This window comes from Bacillus sp. FSL R7-0646, assembly GCF_037969865.1.
In the GTDB taxonomy this organism is placed as follows: Bacteria; Bacillota; Bacilli; order Bacillales; family Bacillaceae; genus Bacillus; species Bacillus licheniformis.
The window spans coordinates 1340336-1365322 of record NZ_CP150217.1 but is presented as its reverse complement, the minus strand read 5'-3'; the positions used below and the strand labels follow the sequence as shown (position 1 = coordinate 1365322).

The 24987-nt window shown below is 47.3% G+C and carries 26 protein-coding genes and 1 pseudogene; 5 read left to right on the top strand and 22 right to left on the bottom strand.

The genetic code is table 11. The features are described from left to right. Positions 1-4: 4 nt before the first annotated feature. The 7 genes from MKY62_RS06900 to ggt all read right to left on the bottom strand — a co-directional run bounded on the left by MKY62_RS06900 (position 5) and on the right by ggt (position 8745). Positions 5-880 (bottom strand): carbohydrate ABC transporter permease, encoded by an 876-nt coding sequence (locus tag MKY62_RS06900; protein ID WP_085959531.1) that lies wholly within the window; start codon positions 878-880, stop codon positions 5-7. A gap of 21 nt (positions 881-901) precedes the next feature. Further along, positions 902-1819, bottom strand: coding sequence for a sugar ABC transporter permease (locus MKY62_RS06895; RefSeq protein WP_171003031.1), 918 nt, complete (start codon positions 1817-1819; stop codon positions 902-904). Positions 1820-1853: 34 nt separating this feature from the next. After that, a complete protein-coding gene (locus MKY62_RS06890; RefSeq protein ID WP_025808357.1) occupies positions 1854-3149 on the bottom strand; it encodes an ABC transporter substrate-binding protein in 1296 nt (431 codons plus the stop codon). Positions 3150-3295: 146 nt separating this feature from the next. Continuing rightward, positions 3296-4462 (bottom strand): response regulator, encoded by a 1167-nt coding sequence (locus MKY62_RS06885; protein ID WP_025808355.1) that lies wholly within the window; start codon positions 4460-4462, stop codon positions 3296-3298. Between the two features lie 2 nt (positions 4463-4464). Continuing rightward, positions 4465-6201, bottom strand: a complete 1737-nt coding sequence (locus MKY62_RS06880; protein ID WP_016886673.1) for a histidine kinase — start codon at positions 6199-6201, stop codon at positions 4465-4467. A gap of 13 nt (positions 6202-6214) precedes the next feature. Beyond that, complete coding sequence (locus MKY62_RS06875; RefSeq protein ID WP_009328721.1) at positions 6215-6859, bottom strand: YesL family protein; 645 nt, start codon at positions 6857-6859, stop codon at positions 6215-6217. 128 nt (positions 6860-6987) lie between these two features. Then, entirely contained in the window at positions 6988-8745 is a 1758-nt protein-coding gene (gene ggt / locus MKY62_RS06870; RefSeq protein WP_003180886.1) for a gamma-glutamyltransferase, read from the bottom strand. 331 nt (positions 8746-9076) lie between these two features. On the opposite strand from ggt, the gene MKY62_RS06865 reads away from it, so the two are divergent. The 5 genes from MKY62_RS06865 (at position 9077) to MKY62_RS06845 (ending at position 11962) form a co-directional block, all read left to right on the top strand. Further along, complete coding sequence (locus tag MKY62_RS06865; RefSeq protein WP_003180884.1) at positions 9077-9694, top strand: DUF47 domain-containing protein; 618 nt, start codon at positions 9077-9079, stop codon at positions 9692-9694. A 12-nt stretch (positions 9695-9706) separates the two neighbouring features. Next, positions 9707-10705 carry an inorganic phosphate transporter gene (locus MKY62_RS06860; protein WP_009328723.1) on the top strand — a complete coding sequence of 333 codons (999 nt, stop codon included), beginning with the start codon at positions 9707-9709 and terminating at the stop codon, positions 10703-10705. 110 nt (positions 10706-10815) lie between these two features. Next, a complete protein-coding gene (locus MKY62_RS06855; protein ID WP_003180879.1) occupies positions 10816-11562 on the top strand; it encodes a type II toxin-antitoxin system SpoIISA family toxin in 747 nt (248 codons plus the stop codon). Beyond that, on the top strand, positions 11562-11735 hold the full coding sequence (locus tag MKY62_RS06850) for a type II toxin-antitoxin system SpoIISB family antitoxin (RefSeq protein ID WP_003180877.1): 174 nt from the start codon (positions 11562-11564) through the stop codon (positions 11733-11735). The genes MKY62_RS06855 and MKY62_RS06850 overlap by 1 nt, the downstream gene beginning before the upstream one ends. 95 nt (positions 11736-11830) lie before the next feature. Beyond that, positions 11831-11962 (top strand): hypothetical protein, encoded by a 132-nt coding sequence (locus tag MKY62_RS06845; protein ID WP_003180875.1) that lies wholly within the window; start codon positions 11831-11833, stop codon positions 11960-11962. A 62-nt stretch (positions 11963-12024) separates the two neighbouring features. Here the strand turns inward: MKY62_RS06845 and MKY62_RS06840 are convergent, their stop codons facing one another. The 15 genes and pseudogenes from MKY62_RS06840 to MKY62_RS06770 all read right to left on the bottom strand — a co-directional run bounded on the left by MKY62_RS06840 (position 12025) and on the right by MKY62_RS06770 (position 24977). Continuing rightward, positions 12025-13296, bottom strand: coding sequence for an MFS transporter (locus tag MKY62_RS06840; protein ID WP_011197811.1), 1272 nt, complete (start codon positions 13294-13296; stop codon positions 12025-12027). 52 nt (positions 13297-13348) lie between these two features. Next, complete coding sequence (locus MKY62_RS06835) at positions 13349-14362, bottom strand: zinc-binding alcohol dehydrogenase family protein (protein WP_011197810.1); 1014 nt, start codon at positions 14360-14362, stop codon at positions 13349-13351. A 26-nt stretch (positions 14363-14388) separates the two neighbouring features. After that, complete coding sequence (locus MKY62_RS06830; RefSeq protein WP_003180869.1) at positions 14389-15237, bottom strand: SDR family oxidoreductase; 849 nt, start codon at positions 15235-15237, stop codon at positions 14389-14391. Further along, the gene (gene uxuA / locus MKY62_RS06825) at positions 15213-16310 is read right to left on the bottom strand and encodes a mannonate dehydratase (protein ID WP_339614007.1); all 1098 of its coding nucleotides are present in this window, start codon (positions 16308-16310) and stop codon (positions 15213-15215) included. Before uxuA ends, MKY62_RS06830 begins: the two co-directional genes overlap by 25 nt. A gap of 20 nt (positions 16311-16330) precedes the next feature. Next, complete coding sequence (locus tag MKY62_RS06820; RefSeq protein ID WP_003180865.1) at positions 16331-17347, bottom strand: zinc-binding alcohol dehydrogenase family protein; 1017 nt, start codon at positions 17345-17347, stop codon at positions 16331-16333. A gap of 22 nt (positions 17348-17369) precedes the next feature. After that, positions 17370-18047, bottom strand: coding sequence for a GntR family transcriptional regulator (locus tag MKY62_RS06815; protein ID WP_003180863.1), 678 nt, complete (start codon positions 18045-18047; stop codon positions 17370-17372). A gap of 101 nt (positions 18048-18148) precedes the next feature. After that, on the bottom strand, positions 18149-19213 hold the full coding sequence (locus tag MKY62_RS06810; RefSeq protein WP_003180861.1) for an N-acetylmuramoyl-L-alanine amidase: 1065 nt from the start codon (positions 19211-19213) through the stop codon (positions 18149-18151). 50 nt (positions 19214-19263) lie between these two features. Further along, positions 19264-19527 carry a phage holin gene (locus MKY62_RS06805; RefSeq protein ID WP_003180859.1) on the bottom strand — a complete coding sequence of 88 codons (264 nt, stop codon included), beginning with the start codon at positions 19525-19527 and terminating at the stop codon, positions 19264-19266. Positions 19528-19541: 14 nt separating this feature from the next. Next, on the bottom strand, positions 19542-19811 hold the full coding sequence (locus tag MKY62_RS06800) for a hemolysin XhlA family protein (RefSeq protein WP_003180856.1): 270 nt from the start codon (positions 19809-19811) through the stop codon (positions 19542-19544). Positions 19812-20287: 476 nt separating this feature from the next. Then, positions 20288-20950 carry a hypothetical protein gene (locus MKY62_RS06795; protein ID WP_016885891.1) on the bottom strand — a complete coding sequence of 221 codons (663 nt, stop codon included), beginning with the start codon at positions 20948-20950 and terminating at the stop codon, positions 20288-20290. A gap of 37 nt (positions 20951-20987) precedes the next feature. Continuing rightward, positions 20988-22193, bottom strand: a complete 1206-nt coding sequence (locus tag MKY62_RS06790) for a pyocin knob domain-containing protein (RefSeq protein ID WP_003180851.1) — start codon at positions 22191-22193, stop codon at positions 20988-20990. Between the two features lie 15 nt (positions 22194-22208). Next, positions 22209-22595: a phage tail protein gene (locus MKY62_RS06785; RefSeq protein WP_003180850.1), complete on the bottom strand. Its 387-nt coding sequence runs from the start codon at positions 22593-22595 to the stop codon at positions 22209-22211. Positions 22596-23067: 472 nt separating this feature from the next. Then, positions 23068-23529: pseudogene (locus tag MKY62_RS06780) on the bottom strand (YmfQ family protein); the annotation flags it as partial. After that, complete coding sequence (locus MKY62_RS06775) at positions 23516-24559, bottom strand: baseplate J/gp47 family protein (RefSeq protein WP_009328732.1); 1044 nt, start codon at positions 24557-24559, stop codon at positions 23516-23518. The pseudogene MKY62_RS06780 and the gene MKY62_RS06775, both read right to left, overlap by 14 nt. After that, positions 24552-24977 (bottom strand): DUF2634 domain-containing protein, encoded by a 426-nt coding sequence (locus tag MKY62_RS06770; protein ID WP_003180844.1) that lies wholly within the window; start codon positions 24975-24977, stop codon positions 24552-24554. Before MKY62_RS06770 ends, MKY62_RS06775 begins: the two co-directional genes overlap by 8 nt. Between the last annotated feature and the right edge of the window lie 10 nt (positions 24978-24987).

The following is a 24987-nucleotide window of genomic DNA, read 5'->3' as shown; positions in this document are numbered from 1 at the left end:
CTTTTTATTTTAATCCGCTCATGCTGATTCCTTGGACGATCGATTTTTGAAAAACGAAAAACACGAGGATCACCGGGACGAGTGAGACGACTGACATCGCAAACATCGCCCCCCAGTTAGACGCCGTTTCCGTATCTAAAAACAGCTTTAATGCCAGAGAAACCGGGTAAAGCTCCGGCTTGTTCAAGTAAAGAAGCGGATTGATCAGTTCCTCCCACTTCCAGTAAAACGAGAAGATGGCGGACGTCGCGAGCGCCGGTGCGATCAATGGCAAAATAATTCTGAAAAAGATGCCGAGACGGCTGCAGCCGTCAATCTTTGCCGCTTCATCGAGTTCTACCGGGATCGTCCTGATGAACTGAATCATCAGAAAGATAAAAAACGCGTGCCCGAAAAATTGGGGAACAACGATCGGCTTGAATGAATTCAGCCAATCCAGCTTTGCAAAAATGATGTACTGCGGAATCATCAGCACCTCGTGCGGCAGCATCATCGTCACCATCATGCAGCTAAACCAAAACGCCTTCCCTTTAAACGGAATCCGCGCGAATCCGTAAGCGATGAACGCCGAGGACAAGACCGCGCCGGCCGTCGAAAGGCCGACAATGATAAGCGAATTTTTAATGAATGTGATGAACGGCTGTCCGGCGATCCCTTTCCAGCCCTCCGTATAATTGGACAGGATCAAGGGGTCCGGAATGAGCGAGTGGGATGTGGCGAATATGCTCGCACTTTCTTTAAACGAGCTTGCGATCAGCCAGATAACGGGATACAAAAGGATGATCGCAAGACCGGCCGTCGTGATATGAAACACGAGTTGCCCGGCTCTTTTCTTTCTATTTCCCGCAGGAAGCGGGGCAGGCGCGGCCCGCCCCGAAATATCTTTTACCGGCTCCACCAGCTACCCCTCCTTCGATTCGTAATGCACCCATAAGGATGAAGTTTTGAACAATATGAATGTGACAAGGCCGATCAGGATCAGCATCACCCATGCCATAGCCGAAGCGTAGCCCATTTGGAAAAAGTTGAACGCCCGCTGGAACAAATAGAGGGAATACAGAAGCGTCCCGTCAAGCGGACCGCCTTCCCCTTTTGAAATAATGTAGGCCGGCGTAAAGGTCATGAAGGCTGAAATGGTCTGCATCACCAAATTAAAAAAGATGATCGGGCTGAGAAGCGGGAGCGTAATGAGAAAAAACCGCTGAAACCTGTTTGCACCATCAACGCTTGCCGCTTCCTGATACATCGGCGGAATATTTTTCAATCCGGCAAGAAAGATCAGCATGGAAGAGCCGAACTGCCACACAGACAAAAGAATCAAGGTCCACAATGCGCTTGTCGGGTCCTGATACCAAAAAATCTTCTTGTCAAAACCAAGGAAGAACAAAAGCCCATTGATGACACCGTCATTGCCAAATACATTGCGCCACATAATCGCAACCGCCACGCTGCCGCCGATGATGGACGGGAGATAAAAGAGCGTCCGGTAAATGCCCACACCCTTTTCGGCTCTGTTCAAAATCACCGCGATGAAAAGCGCAAACGCGAGGCGCAGCGGCACACCGGCGAGCACGTAATAAAACGTAACTTTCAGCGAACCCCAGTATTTTTCATCATCGGTCAGCATCGCCTTATAGTTGTCAAAGCCGACCCATTTGGGCGGGGTGAACAGATCGTAGCTTGTAAAAGACAGAAACAGCGAGGCTCCCATCGGAATGACGGTAAAGCACAAAAATCCGATAATAAACGGGGAAATAAAGGCATAACCCGCCAAATTGTCAATTCTTTTTTTTCGCTTCACGTTCACTTCCTCCTGGATTTGATGAGCGGCCTTCCTTCACTTGCCCCGCTTATCATTGTTGATTTCTTTTCAGTATGGCGTCCGCTTCTTTTCTGAACTTCGCGGCTCCTTCTTCAGGCGTGATCTTTTTAAACAAAATTTGGTCTGACGTGTCTTTTAGCAGCTTGATGACTTCGGCGCTGCCGATCGGCTCAGGCGGTTCCGCTTCTCCCGCGTACGCTGTAGCCCTTTCGACATATTCGAAAATCTTTTTCTCCTCTTCGCTCAGTTCTGACTTCACTGTTTCCGCTATTTTGGAGGAGACCGGTACGCCTCTTTCTCCTTTGATCAGGGCATTGGCTTTTTCATTGTTAATAAAGAAGTCGATAAATGCAGCCGCTTCTTTTTTCTGTTCGGAGCTTTTCGGAATTGAAAACAGCATGCTCGGCCTTAAAAACAGCGCCTTTTCCTTCGCCTGTTCAGGAGGCAGCTTTAATGACAGGGGCGCATCGGTAAGCTGCGCGAACGCCGCAAACTGATTTGAATAATTCCATGTTGCAGCGGTTCGGCCTTTGACGATAAAATCGTCTTCCATCCCCTTCACCTGCGCGCTTTCATCAGGCGTCGGCGAAGCTTTTTCATCGACGAGCTTCACCTGCCGCTTGAAGTAATCGACAAACAGCTTGTCGTCTGAATAAGCAAGGCCTGTGCCGTCCTCTTTATAGAAGCGCTCGCCCTTTGTCCTGAGGTAGTACGGGAAAAAGACATCGGGCGGATGCATGCCGTTTGAACCGTATTGTCCCGTCTTCTCTTCGACCTCTAGCGCCAGGTTTTCAAAATCGGTCCACGTCCAGCTGCCATCGTCAATCTCGACGCCCGCTTCTTTTAGCAAGTCGTCATTGGTAATCACCGACAGTACATTCACACCGAGCGGGAAGCCGTATAGCTGATCACCGATTTTTCCGCCTTTGATCGTCTTTTCATCAATCGATTCGGTGTTGATCGCCCCGTCTTTGACATACGGAGTCAGATCTTCAAGCTGGCCTTTCTTGCCGTATTGGGATAAATACGCCATATCCATTTGAATCACATCGGGCAGCTGCCCTGCCGCGGACATCGGGGCAAGCTTTTTCCAATAATCGTCCCAATTCGCAAACTCCGCTTCGATTTTGACATGCGGATGTTCCTTTTCATATAGCTCAATGATTTTTGATGTATAATCATGCCGAGGCTGTCCGCCCCACCATGCGACCCTTAAGGTAACCTTCTTTTTGCCGTCCGCACCGGCCGCCTCTTCAGTGTTTGAACTGCATCCGAACAGGCCGAGCGTCAGCAAAATGCACAAAGAGACAAACACAAATCTTCTCATCAACATTCCCCCTCCCCAATTTGTAAGTGCTTACATTTCATTTTAAATTCAGCTTTCTGTCCCAGAAACTCAAAAAACAGAGAAGAATGTTAAAAAAACAGAGATTCCGTCAATGCGCAAAAAACCGCCGGATAAACCCGGCGGCATTAAAACGTGTTGTCTTCTTTTTTTCGAAATTCTGACGGGGTGAGTCCCGTGTATTTTTTAAAGACAAGGCTGAAGTATTTTGGATTGTGGCCAAACCCCAGTTCCTCTGCCAGCGTGCCGATGGCCGTGTTTTTAGACTTCTTCATCTTCGCGATCGCTTTTTCGATGCGCACCTTTGCGACATAGCTTGAAAACTTCTCACCGGTTTCCTGTTTAAACAGCTTGCCGAGATAATCCGGATTCATATACAGCATGTTGCGGGCTGCCCACTTTAGCGAAAGCTTCGGATTTGAGGCCTCCTTTTCGATGAGATCAAGCATCCTTCCGATTAAAACCGATGTCTCCCCTTCATCTTGGACGATCTTTCTATATGCCTTTTCGTACATCGCGGAGGCTTCGCTGATATTGCCGCTTTCGCTGAGTGATGCTTCTGGTTCAAATCGGAGCAGGCGGCGTGAAAGCTCTTGGACGCTTTTCATTTTTTCCTCAAGCACGGCAGGAGCCAATGTTCCGTCTACTGCACAGACAAGCAATTGCTGAACCCGGGCCGAGGCGATGACAGCACCGTTCAGCACCTCATCCGCAATGGATTCAACGCCTTGTGCATATTCTTTATCCTCCCCGTCCCGGACGGAAAACAGGATCAGCCTGATGGCCTTTTGCTCTGAAAAAAGGCGCAGGCACGCTTCATCCTCGATGCCGCCTCCGGTGATCAGCTCTTTTAACATCTGCTTCATAAGATGCGGCTTCATCATCTCCAGATCGGTTTTCACTTTTTGCGCCGATTCCTCTTTTTTCAGCTCGCCGATCACGCTTTGAAGCGAATCTGTAATATGGCTCTCATTGCAGGGTTTGAGCAAATAATGCCTGACTCCGTATGACATCGCTTTTTTAGCATATTCAAACTGGCCGAAGCCCGTCAGCAAAATAAACCGGATTGACGGGTGGTCGCGGGACACTTTTTCGATCAGTTCGAGTCCTCCCATCCCAGGCATTTTAATATCGCTGATCACAATGTCCGGCCGCTTTTCCATAATCAGGCGGTAAGCATCAATCCCGTTCTGTGCGGCCCCGATCAAAGAAGTCCCGAACGAATTCCACTCGATCATGCTGGAGATGCCGTCAAGAATAATCCGTTCATCGTCCGCCAACAGCACTTTATACATCATCACACCCCGCTTTGAAATGGTATTTTAATCATCATCTCGGTTCCCTTATTCTTTTCGCTTGAAATCGTCAAGCCATACCCTTTGCCAAACATCAGCTGAATGCGCTCGTCGATATTTAGCAGCCCGATTCCTCTCCCTCTTGTCCGGACAAGCTCCTTTCTCGCCTTTTCCAAAAAGTCTTCATCCATGCCGGGGCCGTTGTCGGCAACCTTTAAATAGACAAACTCTCCTTTTTTATATGCTTTGATTTGAATATGGCAAGGTTCAATGAAGGGCTCAAGGCAATATGTAATCGCGTTTTCAGCCAAAGGCTGGAGAACAAGCTTAGGTACGCGGCATTTTTTCACAGCCGGCTCAATGTCGAGCTCAAAAACGAGCCTCTCCTCAAAGCGAAACCGCTGAATCGTAAAATAGTGGCGCACGATTTCAGCTTCTTCCTCGATCGTCAGCACGTCGGTTTTCACATTGATGGCATTTCTGAGCAAAAACCCTAGAGATTCCGTCATCTTTGAAATTTGCGGCTGCCGGTTCGTTTTTGCAAGCCAGTTGATCGACTCGAGCGTGTTGTATAAAAAGTGGGGGTTGATTTGCGCTTGAAGCGCTTTGAATTCCGTCTCTTTCAGCATCAGCTGCTTCTTGTAGTTCTCGGCAATCAGTTCATTGATCCGTTCAACCATTGTAAAGAAGTTGCGGTTTAAGACGCTGACTTCATCCTGCCGGTCTAAAGGAGCGCGAGTGAGCGGCGCCAGTTTAAAATCGCCGTTTTGGACATTTTTCATGGCCGCCACCAGCTTCTCAATCGGGCTCGTAATGCCCCTGGCCATTTTTCTTCCAAAGAGAACCGCAATCAGAAAAAAAAGGATAAAAAGGGAAATCAGGATCGTCTTCATTGCAGAAATTTTCGAAAACATAGCGTCAAAGGGGATCAGGCTCCAATATGTCCAATTCTTATACGCTGATTTGACATATGAAACGAAAAACCGCTGGCCGTTTTCCTCCACAATGTCATATCCGTTTTCAGCATGAGAAGACAATCGGAGGCCATCGGTTTGGCTGAAAGGCATTTCAGAAAAAAACAGCTCCCGCCCGTCCGACATCGCAATCTTGCCCGCGCCTTCCCCCCAGTCTTTCGGAAGATCGCCGATCACCCGTTTTAAATCGGCGACAATCACCACTGTTCCCAGGTGGTCAAGGTTTAAACGCTCATAGGAGCGGATTTCCCGGACGGATAACAGCTCGCCGGTTTCACCCGGCATGGGCTCCCACATGTTGCTGCCTTTTTGGCGCGACGCTTTTTCGATCAGTGCATTCTTTTGCTCCCGCAATGCTTCGGTTAAATTCGCCCCTGCGGAGTACTCGGTGCCGGAAGCATCAAACAAATGAATCGATTTAATGTACCGCTTAGAGCCGGTATATTCGGCCAGCTTATCCCAAATTTTGCTTTTTATCCGGTAGCGTCCGTATTTGTTCTGGCCGCGGCCGGCTTTCAGGAGGTTCGCTTGGATGTCTGCGTCAGTGGTGATTTGATATGACACATCCTCAATCTTTTTCAATTCATCTTCAATGCTTTTTGATGATAGCATCAGCACCTGTGACGACTTCCTGTAAATCTGCTGGTCATATACCCGGAACGCGTATTGAATGCCGCTCAAGATCAGGATGAGCGAAACGGCCATGATCAGTGAAATCAAAATAAACAATTGATCTTTAATTTTTAAATGCTGATACCGGTTCACCGAACGAACACCTTCATTTCAAGCGTGGGGCGGCAGCCTGCTTGTCTGTCCGGCGCCCGTCGATTGCACGGAATGCCTGAAACGAAAGCTTCGTCAAAATGAAGCTTAAAGCGCTGCCGCTGAAAAACAGAAGAAATGTGACATGAAATAAAGCGAGCAGAATCATGCCAAACGCGCTGATCAGCATGAAAAACGAGGTGAGCGGACGGGAAAAGCCGATGATGAAGCTGTATTTCAGCACTGCAATCCGTTTTAAATCGTAGTGGACATCAATTGGAAAAGCGTATAAGAGGATGATGGCATAAATGATAAACAAACTGATGAACAGGCTTAAAAACACTGGCTGATCGTGAAAATAGACGGCCGCAATCTGAAAATCAACAAACAGCAATAAGCCGACCAGACCCAATATCAAACCGAGAACGCTTGATTTGGCCCATTTCTTTTTAAACGCCCGAAAAAACGTCTGAAACACCGGGACATCCGTTTTTCCCAGCGTCCACTGTCTAGTCACAGCGAACATCGCGGCGGTCGCCGGCGCTAAACCGAAGATGACCGCTCCCGCCAGCGTAAAGCCGATCCACAGCAGATTCAAATAGGCAAGCCGCATCACCCACTCGCAAAAGCGGTAAAATCCATTTGCCAACGTGTGAATCATGGTACCCCTCCTTTATAAATTGGTAAACGCTTTCAAAAAATATATTTCTATTCTTTCGAAAAAAATCCTCTTTTCCCCGCTGACGGAAGAAGGCTTGATCTAAATACTTTAGACCAAGCCTTGCTCCGCTATTTAGCCGATGTCTTAATGTTGACCCCAACCGCCGTTCCGTTTCTGCTTGAATCGGCAACCCCCATAAACGTTTTGTTCTCCCGGTCAATGAAAATGCTTTGGACATTGCCGATATCAACCGGATTCGAGCCGAATTTGTGGCCGAAGTCATTGAGCTTCCGTCTGACATCCTCCGGCATTCCGGATTCATAGCGGTACGAAGTCAGGCTGTTCGTATAGATCCTCGGCTCTTCAATCGCATCCTGAAGGCTCATGCCGTACTCAAAATAATTCAAGATCGTCTGGAAAACGGAAGCAATGATCGTCGTTCCGCCAGGGGAACCGACAGTCAGCACCGGTTTTTCATCTTTGAATACGATCGTCGGCGTCATGCTTGAAAGCGGCCTTTTATTCGGCTGCACTTCGTTGGCGCCGCCTGGAACCGCATCAAAATCGGTCAGTTCATTGTTCAAAAACAGTCCGTACCCGGGCACTAAAATCCCCGTTCCAAAAAGCTGTTCAATCGTTGTCGTATAAGAGACAACATTGCCCCACTGATCCGTGACGGTAAAATGCGTCGTCTCCCCGATCGTTTTATCTTCAGGCTGAGGCACGATCTCATAATTCGGCTCGCCTTCCTCATATTTCCACGGATCGCCCTCTTTCACATCGCGGTTCATCGAATCAAGGCTGATCAGCTTTTGCCGCTCCTTAATATAATCGGGATCGAGCAGCCCTCTGAGCGGAACATCGACAAATTCCGGATCGCCCGCATATGCAGCCCTGTCCGCATAGGAGAGATGCATCGTTTCCGCGAGCAGATGATATTTTTCAAACGACTTTGGATCGTATTGCGATAAATGAAAATCATCAATCAATTTCAGCATCTGCAGCATGAACACTCCGCCTGAGCTTGGAGGAGGCATGCTTGCAATATCATAGCCGTGGTACTCGCCCCAGATGGGCTTATCTGTTGTGACCTCGTAGCGGGACAGGTCATCAGGTGTCATTGAACCCCCGAAATCCTGCACGACATCTGCAATCGCCCGGCCGATTTCCCCATCATAAAAGGCTTTTGACCCTTCTTTCCGTATCAATTTAAACGTTTTGGCCAAATCCTTTTGTACAAGGATATCGCCTTCTTTCAAAGGTTCACCGTCCGGAAGGAAAATATCCTTTGCGGCCGTTTTGCTCAGCTTGTCCTGATGATCCTTTATCGCGTCAGCCAAAACCGAGTCGATTGGGAACCCTTCCTCTGCAAGCTTTATAGAAGGCGAAATCAAGTCTTCCATTTTCTTTGTTCCCCACTTCTTATGCGCTGCTTCAAGCCCTTTCAGCGTTCCCGGCACACCGACCGCATTTCCGTGTCTCGACCTTTCTGAAAACGGAATCACCTTTCCGTCTCCATCCAAAAACATGTCAGGCTTGGCTCCCTCCGGAGCACGCTCCCTGCTGTTGATGATCGACGTTTCCTTCGTCTCGCCGTCGTAGACCATCATGAAACCGCCGCCGCCGATTCCAGACATCATCGGCTCTGTTACATTCAGTGCGTACTGGATCGCAATAGCTGCATCAATGGCATTCCCGCCCTTTTTCAAAACTTCGGCTCCGATTTTTGATGCAAGCGGATGGGCCGTAGCCACCATACCGTCTTTCCCGACGGCGACTTTATCACCATCTCCCCCGCTCATGACTCCTTCTGCTTTCGACACCGGACTGAAAAAGCAACCAACCGCCAAGCAAAACGCAACAACTAAGAAAGCTAACCGTCTCATCAGATCACCTTCCTTTCCAGTTTATTACTACTATAACAGGAAAGCGGACTGAAAATAAGAAAAACTCCCAATTTTCTATTTTTTTGAACCTAAACTCCCAAATTTCTCGAAACGATCCTGAGATCCGTTCTTTTGGAACGATGATATCAAAGGAAAAATCGCCTATTGTCATCTTAAAATCCCGGATGCCAGCTGGTGCTTGCGCCTATCTAAAAGGTATGACGATTTGAAAATTAATTGTTTTTTTCGACTGCACCTGTTTTTTTTCGACAAAAAGTTATATAATATTTTGATGTGTGCATTGTCTCATTTAAACAATGGAGGGTTACAAATGTTGAAAAGAAAAAAAGACAAGTTTTCCGTGCTTTTGACGGAAATTGCAAAAAATTTAGATGAAACAGCTGAGTATTTTGTTAACTATAAAGTGACGAATCAGACAACCCTTAAAGAATTCGCGGATACCTTAAAAGAGTATGAGACAAAAGGAGATAACTATGTACATACGATGATTAAGGAGCTGAACAAAGCATTTATCACGCCGATTGAACGCGAAGACATCCTTCAGCTTACAAACAGCCTCGATGATGTACTCGACGGCATCGAGCACTTTTCAGCCATGATGGAAATATTCTCGATCACATCTTCAGATGAGCATATTGACAAATTCAGCGGCTATATCAGAGAATGCGCAAAAGAAATTCTGGTGACGATCGAATTGCTGGCGGAAAATCGCCTGAAAGAAATTCAGCCGCACGCCATTAAAATTAAAGAATACGAACATAACTGCGATAACCTGCACCGCAAATCGCTGAAAAATCTTTTCGGTAAAGAGACAGATCCGATTAAAGTGATCCAGTACAGAGAAATCTATGAGACGCTTGAAGAAATCGCAGATTCATGCCAAAGTGTAGCAAACAATTTAGAAACCATCATAATGAAAAATGCGTAACGAGGGATTATAATGGATCTTTTATTTGTATTAACCATATTGATTGTCATCTTTGCTTTGGCATTTGACTTTATCAACGGCTTTCATGATACGGCAAATGCGATCGCCACCTCGGTATCGACAAAAGCGTTAAAACCAAGGCATGCCATTATTATGGCCGCTGTCATGAACTTCGCCGGCGCCATGACGTTCACAGGCGTAGCCAAAACAATTACAAGCGATATCGCCGACCCTTTCAAGCTTGAAAACGGATCGGTCGTGATCCTTGCCGCTCTTATCGCCGGCATTACATGGAACCTAGTGACCTGGTATTTCGGGATTCCCAGCAGCTCATCCCATGCGATCATCGGAGCGATTGCCGGAGCTGTCATCGCATCGGAAGGATTTGCCGCGATTAAATACCACGGATTTATTAAAATTATTGAAGCACTTATATTATCGCCCATTTTGGCGTTTGTTTTAGGATATTTGATCTACAGCATCGTCAAAGTCATTTTTAAGAACAGCAATCTGGCAAAAACGAATAAGCGGTTTCGGCGCGTTCAAATCGCGACAGCTGCCATTCAGTCCTATACGCACGGCACGAACGATGCACAGAAAGCGATGGGTATCATTACGATGGCTTTAATCGCGGGTAACTTGCACAGTACAACCGACATCCCGTTCTGGGTGCAGTTTGCATGCGCCATGGCCATGGGACTCGGAACATCTGTCGGCGGCTGGAAAATCATCAAAACCGTCGGCGGAAAAATCATGAAGATCCGTCCCGTCAATGGTGTCTCTGCAGATTTGACGGGAGCCCTCATCATCTTTGGCGCGACGATCGTCCATTTGCCTGTCAGCACGACACACGTCATTTCTTCATCCATTTTAGGCGTGGGCGCTTCCCACCGGGTGAAAGGCGTAAACTGGGGCACCGCAAAGCGGATGCTGATCACTTGGGTCATTACCCTTCCCATTTCGGCAACCATCGGTGCATTTGCCTATTTCATACTTGATTTATTCTTTTAATCAGCACACTCCCGTCCGAATCTAGGACGGGAGTTTTCATGTTTAAAAGAAAGCCGGCATAACAATAGAAATAGGAACTGCACTATTTCTCGGGAAGAGGGAAACAAGTTATGCTGCTATTTTATCAATTCCTTGTTTGGCTTATTGTTTTGGCGCTGGCTCTGTACGTAGCTGCCGTGTGGCGTTTTGAAAAACAGCTCGCCGAAAAAACGGTCGCCATCAGAAAAACGTGGTACCTTCTTTATGTCATCGGCGCCGTGATATATTGGACGCACGATCCGCAGTCAATTTTCACAAACCCGCTTCATTACCTGATCGTTGCCGTTTTTTTCACGTTGACAGACGCTTTTATTTTCTTAAATGCCTACTTTAAAAAGCTCGGCAGCTCTGAACTCGCGACAGATACAAGAATGCTTCTCGAAGAAAACAACGACCTCCTCCACACGTATCAAAACAGGCTGAAAACGTTTCAATACCTATTGAAAAACGAACCGATCCACATCTATTATGGAAATATAGAAGCGTATGCAGAAGGCATCGAAAAGCTCATCAAACGGTTTGCCGAAAAAATGAATATATCCGCTGCACTTTGCGAATATAATTCAGAAGAAAGCAAGGATCATTTGCTTGAGCATATGGAAAACCGGTTCGATGTTCAAGAAAAGCTTGACCGCAAAGACGTTTATTATGAAGAAAACGGAAAAATGGTCCTCATTCCTTTTTCCATCCACGATTTTGACTATGTCATGAAGTTAACCTCAGAAGACCTTGTCACAGAATTTGATTATCTCCTGTTTACTTCTTTAACAAGCATCTATGATCTTCTGCTACCAAACGAAGAGGAAGGTGACGACTGATGGAGCCTGCTTTTCAGCAAGACCAGGAAAGCGTAAAAAAGCGCCTCGCCTTTAAAATGTTTAAAAGGCAATCCAAAACCAATATCGCGAAATACGAAGTCAGCCCCCATACCGAACGGATTTTCCGGCAAAACGAACGGCTGATCGGCGAGTATAAAAGAAAAAAAGCTTAACGAGGACGGGAAAAAAATTCTCCCGTCCTTATTCCGTTTTCCCGTTTCTTACATACAATAAACCAATCAACTAAACCGCTGAATTAGGTGATGCTGTGAAAAAACTGAAAAAACAAGTCAAACACGTCGATTTCGCAAAATTCGGCCTGTCAGACTATACCTCTCTTCTCAGAAGAAGAAGCGAAAAAATCATTAAAACGCTGAACAGAAGAAAAAACAAACCGTGAAGCTTGGACTTTCACCCTCCTTCTCTGCTGAGAAGGGGGTTATTTTCATGTCTACAGGAGCATCATAAAGGATGCCCCTGTCCGCCTTCTCCTACAGATTGAGGCAGCCTTTCAGAACGTATCGGTTTCACAAACAAAGCGACGCAAATAGAACCTGCCACCGCCAGCCCTCCCGCAAGCAAAAAGGCGCTTGTGAAAGCTCCGGTGTACTCGACGATGTACCCTGTAACCGTCGGACCGATAATGCCGGATGTATTGGCAAGAAAATGCATGAATCCGCTCACGCCCCCGACCCTGTCCGGATGAACGATATCCTGTATAATCGCCCAGTATGTGATGCCGGTCAAATACAAAAAGAAAACCGATAATGCGACAAGTGCAACAGCTCCAAACGCGGTAGTGACAAGCCCGGCAAATCCAATGCATACCGCTGCAGCCAAAAGGCAGCACACAAGCACGGCTTTTCTGGAAAACATCTGTTTGCCCGTCAGCTTGAACAGATAATCTGAAATAAATCCCCCAAGCGCAAGACCGAGAAATCCGACAACCCACGGTATAATCGTTGCAACGCTCATATCGTGAATGCTCAGCCCCCGGGCTGTCGTTAAATAGCTCGGAAACCATGTTAAGAAAAAGAACAAAATATAGTTGTAGGAAAAGAACGCGAACGCCGTAAACAGCACGGTCGGCTGCTTCAAATAAAAAGACAGCGGGATGCCGGTATCCTTTTTCGGACGCGCTTCCTTTTCAGGAGACAAACTGCCGGAATCAGCCGGCTTATCTTTCATGAATTTCATCCAGAAGCAAGTCCAAACAAGCCCGATGATCATGATCAACACAAAGGAAGCCTTCCACCCCCAATGGATCGCGATCAATCCGACGATCGGACCTGAAACGGCTCCGCCGAGCGGCGTTCCGCACATTGTCATGCCGAGCGCTCTTGCCCTTTCTTTTTGCGGAAACCAATTGTTGACCGACTTGCTCGTTGCCGCTGACAGCGGACCTTCCCCCATGCCGAAAATGACGCGGATGATAAACAGTGAAACGAAATTATATGTCAGTGCAATAGCGCCGCTGAAAACCGACCATACGACCATTGCAGCCGACAGCGTATGTTTCGCTCCGTATTTGTCTGATGCCCAGCCGCCGATAAAATTAAAGACGGCATATCCGATGAAAAAACTGCTGAACAGCATGCCCATCTGCGCCGGACGTATGTTCAAATCTTCCTGAATAAAAGGAGCGGCGACAGACAATGCCGAACGATCCAAATAATTAATCACTCCCGCCAAAAAAAGCATCACGATGACAAACCCGCGGCCGTTTGAAAACATGGCCAACCCCCCTCTTTCCGAAATTTAGAAAACGCTTTCATTTCGTGCGATCTTACAGATGGATCAACACTTTCACAGGATTGGTTTCCGGAGCAAGCGCTGATTGAAATCCGTCAACAACATCGTGAAACGCCATCTGTCCGTTCACAAACCGGTTCGCATCCGCTCCGCCATCCATGATGGCTTTCATCACCGTCTCAAAATCTCTTCTTAATGCGTTGCGGCTGGATAAAATCGTCAGCTCCCGCATGTGGATTTCAGGATCGGGCATAGCCAGATGGTCGTTGACAAGTCCGACATAGATCAGCCGTCCCCCGTGTGCGGCGTACTGATAAGCGCTGTTCATCGATGCAGGGTGCCCTGTCGCATCAAAGACAGCCGTCGGAAAGTCGCCGTTCGTCAACCGTTTGATCTCATCAGCCGCATGTTCTCCCCCTAATACGACTTCATCGGCTTCAGCCCATCTGCGGCTAAATGTGAGGCGCTCTTTTCTGACATCCATCGCGATGACTTTTGCACCCTTCAATTTTGCGAATTTCATCACGCTGAGCCCGATGGGCCCCGCTCCAACAACAAGCACCGTTTCCCCTTTTTTGATATTTGCCCTTTCTGCAGCGTGGGCGCCGATGCTTAAACATTCAACAACAGCAGCTTCGCTGAGCGTCAATCCTTCTGTTTTTAGCAGGTGGTCTGCCGGGACGTTTATGTATTCCCGCATTCCCCCGTCTGTATGGACACCGAGGACGTTCAGATTGACGCAGCAGTTGGGGCGTCCGTTCCGGCAGGCGATGCATGCCCCGCATTCCAAATAAGGAATAATTGACACTTGATCGCCCGGCTTGAGCGTTCCGCCGGAATTATCGATGCTGACAATTTCACCGGACAGTTCGTGTCCGAGCACTCTTGGATAAGAGAAAAATGGCTGTCTTCCGCAATAAGCGTGAAAATCCGTCCCGCATATTCCGATCCGTTTGATGCGGACCAATGCTTCCCCATCCTTTAGTTCCGGCATTTTCACATCCGTCATTTTAAAACGATAAGGCTTTTCACACACAATCTGCTTCATGTACCGGCCTCCCCTTTATCGTGTTTTTAGACACCGGCATAAGCCGTAAATCCGCCATCTACCGGCACTGTTATGCCGGTAACAAATCCGGACATCTTCTCATCCGCCAGCCAAAGCAGCGTCCCCAGCAAATCTTCCGGTTTGCCGAAACGCCTCATCGGGGTGTGAGAGATGATCTTCTTTGCTCTATCTGTAAATTCGCCGTTTTGATCAAGAAGAAGCCTTTCATTTTGATTGGTTAGGAAAAATCCCGGGGCAATGGCGTTGACCCTGATTCCCGTTTCGGCCAGATAGACGGCCAGCCATTTCGTAAAATTGTCGATGCCCGCTTTCGCCGCGCTGTATGCAGGCACTTTCGTCATCGGGGTTTGAGCGCTCATTGAAGAAATATTGATCACGGACGCCCCTTTTTGATTCAGCATCATTTTTGCAAATTGCTGTGTTGGAATGAAAGAACCGAGGAAGTTTAAATTGAGAACAGAACCGACATCATCGCAGTTCAGATCAAGTAACGTCTTGATGTTGTCCTGGAAGATGTGCTCGGAGTTGAATGTTTCATCTGATGTCGTGCCATTGGGGTGATTGCCGCCGGCTCCGTTCACCAATAGATCACAGCCGCCGAATCGGTCGGCCACAACGCGTTTCGCCTGTTCAACGCTCCGTTGGCTGATGACATCACACTCAACTGCAATCGCTGCGCCGCCGGCTTTTCGGACAGCTTCGGCCACGAGTTCCCCTTTTTCAACGGTTCGATTAAGAATGGCAACATTCATACCCTGCCGGCCGAGCTCTCTCGCCATCGCACCGCAAAGCACCCCGCTGCCGCCTGTGATGACCGCAGTTTTCCCCGCTAAATTTTCATGGATTTCAAGCATTTTGAAGCCTCCTGTTTTTCTCTATTGAGCGAATCCCATATGCCCCATAAATACATGATACCGAGCGCCCTGTCATACAGACCGTAGCCGGGCCTGCACTTTTCATCCCAAATGTGGCGGCCGTGATCCGGACGCACATAGCCTGAAAAACCTGTTTCATGATAGGCTTTGACAATCCCGCAAATGTCAACTGTGCCATCTTTTGTTCTGTGCGATGTTTCGATAAAATCGCCGTTTTCGTAGACTTTGACGTTTCGGATATGGGCAAATGGAATCCGGTCGGCATACGCATGGATCATGGCGGAAATATCATTTTCGGGGTTGGCGCCCAATGAACCGCTGCACAGTGTCACGCCATTCGCCGGATGATCGACAAGCTGTAGCAGCCGCCCGATGCTTTCTCCTGAAGTCATGATGCGCGGGAGTCCGAAAACCGGCCACGGCGGATCATCGGGATGGATCGCCATTTTGATTCCGCAGCGTGCGGCGGTTGGAATGATGCGTTCAAGAAAATAGTGAAGATGGCTCCACAGATCCTCCTCCGTCACATTTTGATAGGCTTCAAACAGCCTTGTCAGATGCTCAAGCCGCTCCGGTTCCCAGCCGGGCATCGTGAATTCGGGATGCTTGGCGATTTGATCGACAAGCGCAAAAGGGTCGATTGTGTGCAACTTTGCGTGCTCATAGAACAAAGCGGTGGAACCGTCTGGAGCCTTTTTGTACAAATCGGTCCGCAGCCAGTCAAATACAGGCATAAAATTATAGCAGATCACTTTTACGCCGGCTTTGGCCAAATTTTCAATCGTTCGCTTGTATTTTTCAATATACAGATCTCTCGTCGGCAGCCCAAGCTTTATATCCTCATGGATGTTAACGCTTTCAACAACTTCAATGTGAAAACCGTGCTGTTCACACTGCCGCTTCACTTCTAAAATTTCTTCCAATGGCCACTCTTCACCCGGCGGCTGATGATGAAGCGCCCAAACGATTCCCTCCACACCGGGAATCTGCCTGATCTGCTCAAGGGTGACGGAGTCGTTTCCTTCTCCATACCATCTGAAAACCATTTTCATCACACTTCCTCCTCACCGATTCAATAAGATAAAATGATCTTTGTGACCTGATGGGGACAGTTTTTCGCTTTTTTCAACGCCTCTTCTATTTCCATAAAAGGCATGATCTCAGTGACAAAAGCCCGGGCTATTTCAGGGTTTTCATTCAAAAATTGAATGACGCCGGGAAATTGATTGACGCTGTGTTTTGTTCCATAAATTTCAATATCTTTCTTTGTGAGAAGAAGACCCGGAATCGTCACATTCCTCCCCGTTAAGCCGACAATGACAATGCGCCCGGCGGCGGCCGCCAAACGAACGGATTGCTCAATCGTCGCGGGAATCCCGGCCGCTTCGAACACAATCCCCGCTCCTTCTCCGCCTGTCAGCTTCAGAATCATTTGCTCTGCATCCTCTTCACCAGGCTGAATAACGGCATCCGCCCCGAATGCCTCGGCAAGCTCAAGCCTTTCCCTTACAGGATCGACAGCGATCACACGAACGTCGAAGCGCTTTTTTACCTGCGCCAAAATCGTTAACCCGATCGGACCCATTCCCAATATGACAATCGTTTCGCCTGTTTGAATATCTGCCCGCCGAACCGCCTGCGCTCCGATTGAAAACGGCTCGCACAAAGCAGCGGTTGCAAAATCCATTTGCTCAGGAATCGGATGGACATGCGTTTCTGGAACAATGATAAAATCAGCGAACCCTCCTCTGCGAACCGACCCGATCATATCGATGTTCATACAGGCGTTTGTCCTCCCTTTCCGACAAGGGTAGCAGCCTCCGCACGGGATCGCCGGTTCAATTACGACCCGTTCGCCTGCGGATCGCCCCCTCACGCCGGCCCCCGTTTTTTCAATGATGCCTGCAAGCTCATGTCCAAAGATCTGAGGGTACTGTGCATATGGATTTGAGCCGTCGTAAAAATGCACATCACTTCCGCAAATCCCGGCAGCCTTTATCTTGACAAGGACTTCACCGCTGGCCGGTTCGGGACGCGGTATGTCGTGAAATTCAATCGAATAAGGCTTCGTCATCACCGCAGCTTTCACATCACCACTCCTTTTAAAGCGCTTACTTTTTGAAATAACCGGGAAACTCATCAATGAGCATCTGTTTATCGACGATGACTAGCTGCAAATGCTCTTCGGCGATTTCCTTGGCTTTTGCCTTCTGTTTTGTTCGAATCGCTTCTGTTAATGCCGCGTGCTGCTGATGGATGGTGTTCCAGTTAAAATCGGCGGCAAGCCTTAAAAAGCGGATTCTTTGGAAGGGAACGTTCATCTGCTGAATCGCAGCCCAGACATTCGCTTTTCCGCAGCCTTCAAAAATCGTCTGATGAAACGCTTCATCTAATTCAAACAAACTTTCATAATTTTTCTGTGCGATCGATAATTCCTGCATCTTCACATTCTGCTCCAGCTTAAACATAGCTTCCTGCGGGAAGTCCTCACACGCCAGTTCAGCTACAGCCTTTTCCAGTTTTTCCCGCATAAACCTCGCTTCCTCCACCAGGTCAAGATCGATCAGCGACACGCGGGTTCCTTTCTGCGGATAGACTTCGAGAAGCCCTTCCTTCGACAGTTGCAAAAAAGCCTCTCTGACCGGAGTGCGGCTGACTTCATACCGTTCTGAAATCTCTTTTTCCGATATCTGCTCACCCGGAACAAGCCGAAACTTCATGATTTCTTCCTTCAGCACCTGATAGATTTGATCTCTGACAGAACGCGGGTTTAATTGTTTCATTTTCATGACTCTCACCCCCTCTCCGCCATACTACCATACAAGTATGGCTGTGGGATAGTTATTTTTTGAAAATTTTTAAAAAATATAAAGGAACTTTAAAAGTTCCTTTATTTCAAAAGGGACAACATTTTCGCTTTTGTCTTCGGTCCGTATATCCCGTCCGCTCCCAAACCGTACATCAGCTGAAAACGTTTCACCGCATTTGCCGTCTTCATTCCGTAAAATCCGTCGATCCCGTTGTTTTTGGCCCCTTTATCAGGGTAGTAATAAAGAGCGGCAAGGGCTGTCTGGATTTGTGTGACACCCGTTCCCTTCATCAGCGGGTTTTTCACCTTATAAATGCCGTCGGGAAGGGTCCACGTCTTGCTCTTGCCGGCTGCTGACGCTTCAGCGGCCGAGAGGGCTTTTTCAGTTGACGGACCGTAAATGCCGTCGGCTTTAATTCCCGCTTTCTTTTGTAAAGAAACAACCGCCTGCACCGTCTCGTCTCCATAGCTTCCGTCCGCCCCGTACTTAGGCAGCGAAAAGCCGGCCGCGATCAAGCGAGTTTGCAGCTTTTTCACATGAGCGCCTGACATTCCTTTTTTGAGTATGATGCCAGATGACGAACTTGTCTGGCTGGTGGAGGCAGCCGACACGGATACGGTTTTCGTTCCCAAAAGGGCGTCTACTCTTTTACGGAAAGCTGACAATTGGCCGGCATCTCTCACCCACGGGGTTGGACAGCTTTTGTTGGTGACATCGTAATGGCGGACAATCCGATCTGCGGACAAACCGTATGTCTTGCACAAATCCGCTACAAGCTCTGCCGCATTGCGAATCGTCTCTTCATGGATGGTACCGTCTTTTTCCACGCACATTTCGACCCCGAGAGCCGTGGTATTGGCATTCGGCTTCAGAAAGCTGACATAGCAGCGGTTTTGATCATGCGCATGATATGCGACTTCATGATCGGGAATAATATGCTGCGCCTCATGGCGGTCGACAAAATAGTGAGCCGACGCATAACGCTTGTCGGCAATGCAGGTGCCATTGAAATAATTGCGCTCATTCAAAGCCGAAGCCCCGGGCGTCGCCGTCCAATGCATGACGATGCCTTTGACTGCCGCAAGCTTCAGCCCGGGACGGGTGTATTGATTGACTTTTACAAAGTTATTGATTACTTTGACCAAACTTCATCATTCCTTTTCAAATTCAATTCTGGAAAGTCTGAAAGGAAGCTTTATTTCGTTAAACCTTTTTTCTGTAAAACTTCTTTTTGCATTTTCCCTTTGCTCGTCACATAGTTGTTCTTATACCAGGCAACGAGCGATGCAGCGATCGTAAAAGCCGCAGATCCGGCCGAATACAGGGCATCCGCCAATGTATGAATCTGATCTTCAGCGACCGGCAAAACCGGCTTTCCAAACATGATCAACGTCTGATTGACCAGCGCAATAAAAAGAAGCACCGTCCTGACGACCGTGCCTTTGTCGATATGTTTCATGATGATGTCCTCCCTTATTTCTGCAATAAATTATAAAAAACAGCGATCGCGCCGCCGATGATGCCGGTGCTGACCGCTGTAATTATCGCGCCTGTGATGCTGCGCTTAATCCAGGTTGTATTCTCTTCGATTTTGTTCAGCTTTTCGTTAATCGAGATGATTTGCTGATCGTGGCGGTCTGATGTTCTTTCGAGTGTACTGACGCGCTGTTCGAGTGATTTTTGATCAGCTTTCATCTCTGTAATTTCCTTTTGAAAAACTTCTAATTCAGACGTTTGTTGCATATCTATGTTCCCCCTAATTCATCTACACGGGCAAAAATAAAAACCGTTCTCTATAGACCAGTTCAATAAGTATATATCAGGATATTATCCATTTGTGACCAATCACCTAGCTTTAAAACTAAACCCTAAAGCTATATATTCGTTTGGATAGACCTTATTTGAACAATTTTCAATGATCACTTCTCCATCCGTGTTAACAAATAGCCTGTGATATTGCGGTACTCCCTGCATTCCCACTTGGGACGCCACACCCGTCCATTGAAAATTTCTTCCTGGCCTGTAGCCTTCAGGGAGAGTAAATGCTGGTATACCAAACCCGATACTTCCCCCGGAAATTGCACCTTCAACATATACTGTTCCGGTAATATCTTTGGCGTAGCGGACAGCATATTTCTTTTTATCATCCTCACTTCCAGCAGGATAATTTCCCCAGCCATTTTGAAACGTTGGAGTTAGCCAGGTTAGATCGGTTAACTTTAACTCAAGATTATTAGTTTAGTATAGTTTTTCGCATCATTTAACATTTTATCTGCCTTCAATTGGGCGTTGACAGTAGATTCAATGGGAAACCATTTAATTCCGGTATGAGCTGCATTGTAATAAAACCACCATGCATTGCCTAGTGTATCAATAGCATACCCTATACCTATCCCTTTTTGGCCAACCAACTGCATTCCGCGGAGACTTCCATTTGACGGTGAATCTTCCACTGCATTCGTTCCATAAAAAGTTCCAGTTCCCACATCTTTTAAAGCTTCATAAAAGGTACCCGAAGTAAGATTATATTTATGGATACCTGTATCAGATGTTATTTTAAAAAGTTGGGCATTATTCCATTTATCACGTTCTTGGCTTATAATATGACGCAGATTATCATTTAGATGTGAATCAAATTCTATTTTTGACGCCTGCTTAATATTGTCTACTTGATCCAAACCAAGTTGTTCTTTTGTCACTCTATGAGGGTTATCTTTTCTTGAAGCATGTTCATCTGTGTATATTTTAGCCTTTTGATCGACCTCTTCAGCACGCTTAACAAGCAATTCATCATTTTCATTCAGTTGATCTATAACAATATTAAAAAGGTCGGCATGGGCGCGATCTGTTGTTTCAAAGCGTCTTGTTTTTTTAATGTCCACTGTAATATGCCTCCTTGATCTATTTAGGACTGCATAACTATGCAGTCCTAAATTTAAAACCAAATGTAATAAACTCAGTTGGATTTACAGTATTCGAACAGGATTGAATGCATACCCTTCCGTCAGTATCGATCAGTGTCCGGTGATATTGCGGTGTTGACCCTGTACCTACACTTGATGCGACCCCGACAAAGTGCATCATTTGAATCGGGCGGAACCCCTCAGGCAGCGTAAACGCAGGAATATCAAAGCCAATCGTCCCGCCCGTTATTGATCCAATAATTTCGACTTCTCCAAGCATATTTTTACAAAACCGGACTTTGTGCGACCCATACTGTTTCCATCCATTTGTCAACGTTGGAGTCTGCCAAGCAACGTTTAAATCGGCGTTTGTGACTACTCTTTTCCATTCTCGAAACTGTCCATCTGTGTGAACTGTTCCATGCCATAAAGTATTATCATAGCTCCGCCACGCATGGATGGTCTTTCTTCCAGCGCCAGTTTCAATTACATCGTAATTAAACCAGGAGCTGTCGTTTTCTACAGGGTTGTTTTGAACAACATGGCCCATAGCATAATAAAAACCTGTCGGCAGCGTTAATAAATCCGTTCCATCCGGCAGTTTTGTGCGCGTTCCATTATTATCAGTAATTTTATATAACTGTGCATTGTTCCATTTTTCCCGTTCATCTTCATTCACATGGAGATTCGTATTTTGTTCATGAGCATCAACCTTGGCCTGTGCTCCACTGGTCGTTTCCTGGGTCTGCCATGGCGTCCACGTTGTTGAATCGGATTTTCTGAATCTAAAATACGACTGTGTCCCTTTGTACGATTCATAAGCTGCCTGAACCAAGGTATTGCCGAAACTCATGACAAGCAAAAATATCCGATTTGATGAAGGTGGCGAGTTGATTCCTTCATTATAGATGAGATACATGCCGGTTTCTGTCAAAGTGTTAAAATCTGTTGTTTCTGAACTGCCTCTGTAAAAGACTTTTCCGTTATTTTCGGTTATTTTATATAACTGCCCCGCGCTCCATTTTTCCCTCTCTTTGTCGGTGATGTGAATCGAATGGTCGTTAGCATGGGCATCAGTATACGTTTTAGCCCTTTCTTCAGCTTCCTCAGCCCGCTTTGCAATCCGTTCATCGTTTACATTCAGCTGATCTATCGCTTCGTTGAACAAGTCGGCATGGGCGCGGTCTGTTGTTTCAAAGCGTCTCGGTTTTTGGATGTCCACCTTGTTTCAGCTCCTTTAATAAATGTCGTCGATTTCAAAGACGAACTCGATGTCGCCGTCTTTCTGCTTGTCTGTCATCGTTCTGACCGCTGTGAATTTTCCGGCTTCATCGACAAGGGCGAGCTCGTTGATCGTTTCCCCTGCGAGTTCGCTTTCTCCCAATGTACATGTATAGCGGACTTTCGCCGGCTCCATAAAGGCAAAGCCGTCGATATCCTTTTGCAGAAGTTCGTTTTTCAGGGCCTGTTCGTTGCCCTGCAGAGGAACGGGTTCGCCTTTATCGTTTGTACCTCCGTTTCCGAAAGCCATTTTTGTGATTTTGGTGAGCTTGCCGCCCTCAGCCCGTGCTTTTGCCATTTGCTGTCTCGCATAAAGCGTTGTCACTGTTAATTGTTGTGCCATTTTGATTTCTCCTTTACAATGCGATTTTTTGCGCCGCTGCTGCCAGCTGCTTTGTACCGTCGAGCAAAAATGCGCCGTTTAGCGTCCACCACTTCTCTCTCATTTCAAGCGCGCCTGCTTGCTTAAATTCATGTTCGCATTTGCAGCTGATTTTGAAGGATTGGACCTTTTTGTTTTGATTGGTAATGCCGGTTTTCATGCCAGCTTTTGTTTGCTGTTTCCGCCGGTTTTCAGCGGCCGTCTTTATCGTAAAGCTGGAGGCGGACCGAATGTATTGCCGCTTCTTGTGGCGCAGTGTGAGCTGCTGTTTAAACCTGCGGGGCAGTCCGTCGATTTCTCGAAAACCGTTCAAGTAGAATGCATCATCAAGCAGATACTGTCCGTCCAAATAGACCGGTATCGTACCGAAAAAGCCGTTTTTGCTTCTTAAAACGAGCCTGTCATGAACGCTTTTCGGCGGCCGACATTCATAATGAAACCCGCCCCGGAATGTATAAGCCAAATGGGCGGGCTTCATATGATTGACGGTTTGAATGATTGAAGGTATAAACTGCAGATCCTCTCCGTTTACACTCAGCAAAAAATGATACCGTCCGGCCGTCAGTCTGACGGATGCGGACGGCTGTTTTAAAAAAGCATTAACCGCGCGCTCGATCGAGCGGCTTGTAATCGGCGGAATATTGGACATCTTGGTTAACAGACGGGCCCTTCGAATATCGACGCCGTCCGAAGCCTCGCGTCTGACATTCAAAATCTTTTCCCACCTGTCCAGCCCCCATGTGGCCGTCGTGACGAAAAGCTGGTCCGTCATATCGAAAATCTCTTGATTTTGCCTCTCAAATTCAGGCGCTTCAGCCGTTATAATTTCTTGAATTTCCCGGATTTCCATCAAGTATGGCGGCAGGTGAAAAGCCATTTCATCAATCTTGCTCAATGATGGTCACCTGCCCCAGCTTTGGAATTTCCGTTTCTGTCAACTGCAGATTTTTCGCTTCCCCGTTGATGAAGACTTCCGAATAGTCGCTGACAGAGGACGATTGATAGATCATGTTGTTGATCTGCGAGAGACGGATGACGCTTTCTTTAAAAGCCATTTCTTTAAATAATTCAGTGATTTTTTCTGCAATTTCCTGTTTGGCCTCACCGATCGTCCGGCCTGATTCAGGTATGATTTTTGCAGATATGCTCACGTCTTTCCATACCGCGCTTTCAACCGCGGTATAAGCTCCGATCGGCGCCATACCTTCCCCTTTGCCCGGATCGGGATCGATATACTGCTTGACTCTTTCGATTAATGCGTCTGTGGCTGGCTCCATTTTCGCGTTTGTAATGACAACCTTTACGGTTCCCTCGCCATTCCACAGCGGAAAGACCTTCGCTTTGCCTACGCCGTCCACTTCTTCGGCCCATTGTTTGTAATGCAGCTGATTCGCGCTGACCGCTTCCCTACGGACGCGGATTAAATACCTTTCATACAGGGATTCATCCGTCTCCTCGTCGCGGCCGGGAATTTCAAGGCTTCCCATAACCGCTTTTTCAAGCCCGGGAATGGTATCGAGCGGAAGCAAAGGCCGCCCCGAAAAATTGGCGTTTCCTTTTGTCCCGGCTGTTTCACATTCCAGCTTGCCGTCTTCGAGCATGGTAAAATATAAATCTTCCAGAAAGAAACGGGTTCCGGGGGGAACCGATACTCCATCCGTAAATGCCGCAGACCATATGGCTTTTGACGCCCGATAGCGCTCAAGACCGGCCTCAGCCGCCCTTCTGTCCAAATATTCGCCTTCAGCCGTATCCGCATAAACCAAATTCAGCACTTGATCAAGCCAAATATAAGAAAGCGCCAGCTCGGCGGCTGCCGGGGCAAGCGCATTCCAAATGACGCTGTTTTCACGTTTGTCAATCTCATCTGAAACCCGCTCAAGCATGCGTTCCATGATCTCTTCAAATGTCTGGTCTTCAAACATCTTCCCCAATCACCTCCTCGATTTCCAATGTCCCTTCATCGGTTTCAACCGAAAAGGACACGTGGAAGGCATCGCCTTGACGCTCAATCTCGAAGTCGGTCACCGCCGAAATTCGGTCATCGTATATGAGGGCTTCCTCGATCAATCTCGGTATCTCCATTTCTTTATAAGCGTCGGTCGTTTCATGATCTGAAAGAACCTCCTGCAGTTCATTTCCGATATTATGGCTGTAAACGGCGTATGCGTAGCGCTCGGTTCTCAGCGCCATACAAACCATTTGTTCCACGGCTTCCAGCCCCGAAATCATATCACCCGTCATCCTGCCTGTTTCAAAATCAATTTTGTACGTTTTTGAAGTCTCAATCACATCGCTGTCATCCTCGATATCTTCAAAAGATACTTCCGGCGAAAGAGCCATCCGAGCCACC